3 protein-coding genes and 1 pseudogene are annotated in these 2057 nt (G+C 58.3%); 1 reads left to right on the forward strand and 3 read right to left on the reverse strand.

The annotated features are described in order from the left end of the window. Both PHAMO_RS19205 and PHAMO_RS01610 read right to left on the reverse strand, forming a co-directional pair. A partial coding sequence (locus tag PHAMO_RS19205) for a transposase (protein WP_155801481.1) occupies positions 1–611 on the reverse strand: 611 nt, incomplete at its 3' end. Positions 612–851: 240 nt separating this feature from the next. After that, a pseudogene (locus tag PHAMO_RS01610) lies at positions 852–1223 on the reverse strand (transposase); the annotation flags it as partial. 224 nt (positions 1224–1447) lie between these two features. Here PHAMO_RS01610 and PHAMO_RS01615 point away from each other — a divergent pair. Beyond that, positions 1448–1720, forward strand: a complete 273-nt coding sequence (locus PHAMO_RS01615) for a hypothetical protein (RefSeq protein ID WP_002725747.1) — start codon at positions 1448–1450, stop codon at positions 1718–1720. A 106-nt stretch (positions 1721–1826) separates the two neighbouring features. On the opposite strand, the gene PHAMO_RS19680 is transcribed toward PHAMO_RS01615, so the two are convergent. Continuing rightward, positions 1827–2057: hypothetical protein (locus PHAMO_RS19680; protein ID WP_040566048.1), on the reverse strand; the 231-nt coding region annotated here is incomplete at its 5' end.

The raw sequence follows: 2057 nt of genomic DNA on the forward strand, positions 1-2057 counted from the left end.
CCTCGTGCAGCACCGCCAGCACCCCGGTCCGCTCGGCGGCCGTCAGGGCGCGAGCCNGTCGGCGGGGCAGAGGGGGGCCTTGGACCGGCCCATGGCGGAGGCGATGGAAGGTGGCCCGCGCCAGCCCCAAGGCAGAACATACCGCCTGACGCAGTCCGCCAGGCGCTTCGGCGACAAGGGCCGTCAGCTCTCGTCGTCGCTCCGGCCCAGATCGATCGCCAGGAGTTGCGCAGCTTTTTTTGGATTCCAATGATCAGGTGGGCCTTGGCCAAGTGCCGCTCCAGCCGGGCATTCTCGCGGCGCAGCCGGTCGAGTTCCTGCGCTCCATCGCTCTTCCGCGCGGCGGGAGGCCCGCGCCGGACCGGGGCCTGGGGCTGGAGCAGTCCCTGTTTGCGCTGACGCCGCCATGTCACCAGGGACGATGAATACAGCCCTTCACGGCGCAGAATCGCACCGGTCTCTCCTGCCTTGGCGCAATCAAGCTCGGCAAGAACCGCCAGTTTATAGGCCGCCGTAAACGTTCGCCGCTGCGCCTTCATCGCCACCTCCGGATCAGGAAGGGGGGGTGAAACGTTCCCGTCAACTACAATCGCCGTTGTCACCGTCTTCATTAATCAGATCCTCTGCGCCAAGCTCACTAAACGACACCCTTCATTGTGTCGCAAGGACGTTGGCACAGAGGGATCCAGTCGGGCATGTAACGCCCTCTGGAAATGGCTAATTTTGCGGGTTTACGTGTCCCTGGAGAATCGACACCCTCATGGTTTCCCCTCCAACAGAGAAGACACGGAGCACAACCACCTTGCCGGAGATCAAAGGAGCTATGCGGGAATTTGGGTGACGGGCTCCGATCAGGCGGCGGTTTGAGAAACGGCCTCGGGGCTCTGGACACCGTCAATGAATTTGATGCCACTGATGAGCTTGGGCAACTGATTTTCGCCCTTGAGACGACGCCAGGTTTTGGCGGCGGCCATGACCAGCTTGAAAACCATCAGCTTGGCGGTCGTCGCCGACAAGGCCCCCTTGGTCCGGACGGTGGCAAAGACGCTTTCAATGGGTTTGGTCGTGCGCAAATGCACCCAATGCTCGGCGGGAAAATCGTAGAAGGCAAGCAAGGGGTGGCGGTCCTTTTCCAGGCATTCAACCGCCTTGGGATATTTGGCGCCGTATTTGGCAGCGAAGACATCGATGGCTTTCTCCGCCGCCCCTTGGCCAGCACCACCACTCTGCCAGTCACGCCACGCTCGATCCGAGCGCGATATTCAGGCCGATAACGGCGCCACCGGCAAGGTAGCCCTCAGACGACGCTTACGAATAAGCCCTTGTTTTTACAAAGAAAATTTTAAATCATTGAAAATATCCTTTGTTTTTACAAAGAAAATTTTAAACCATTGACAATATCCTTTGTTTATCATAAATTTAGACCGGAAAAAATTGGAGAATTGCTATGACTACCACCCCTGCTGAAATCCTGGCCCGCCAAAAGGCAAAGCTCGAGGCGCAACTCGCCAAAGTTACTGCACAAGAGACAGCCTTGACCAAAGACCCTACTCTGATCCTGAAAACAGCCGCAGCCGACCCTGTACTGGGATCCGCAGTCGTTCAGGCGGTTTACACAGCCACCGGCAACAACGGTCCTGCGACCGCGTCTATGGTCGGGATGGCAGTTTCAAAGATGCACACGACCCGAAAGGAAGCAGCCCCCAAGCCGGAAAAATAATACACGGAGAGGCGATTGGACCAGTCGTTACGCGTTCCTGGCGAATCGACTGGTCCAATCGACAGCCTCATGGTTTCCGTAGCCCCCCCTACCCAGTGGAANGGGGTTAAGCCTCGGCCTTCGGAGCCAGGTCGAACACAGCGCGGTCGATATCCCGTGTAAGGTTCTGGTCAAGCAACGCCATGAGGCGTTGCTTGGCTGCAGGGTTCTTCTCGGCCTCGGCTAAAATAGCCGCACCAACCAACACCTTATGACGGGTATCATCTTTCCGGGAACGCTCTTTCTGCCGAGCTTGGATGGCCTGCATTTGCGCCTCAAGGGCGCGTTTCCGGGACTC

Source organism: Magnetospirillum molischianum DSM 120 (assembly GCF_000294655.1).
In the GTDB taxonomy this organism is placed as follows: domain Bacteria; phylum Pseudomonadota; class Alphaproteobacteria; order Rhodospirillales; family Magnetospirillaceae; genus Phaeospirillum; species Phaeospirillum molischianum.

Excerpts from the sequence above, each read along its gene's own strand:
- PHAMO_RS01615 (WP_002725747.1), top strand. The coding sequence starts at position 1,448 with ATGACTACCACCCCTGCTGAAATCCTGGCCCGCCAAAAGGCAAAGCTC.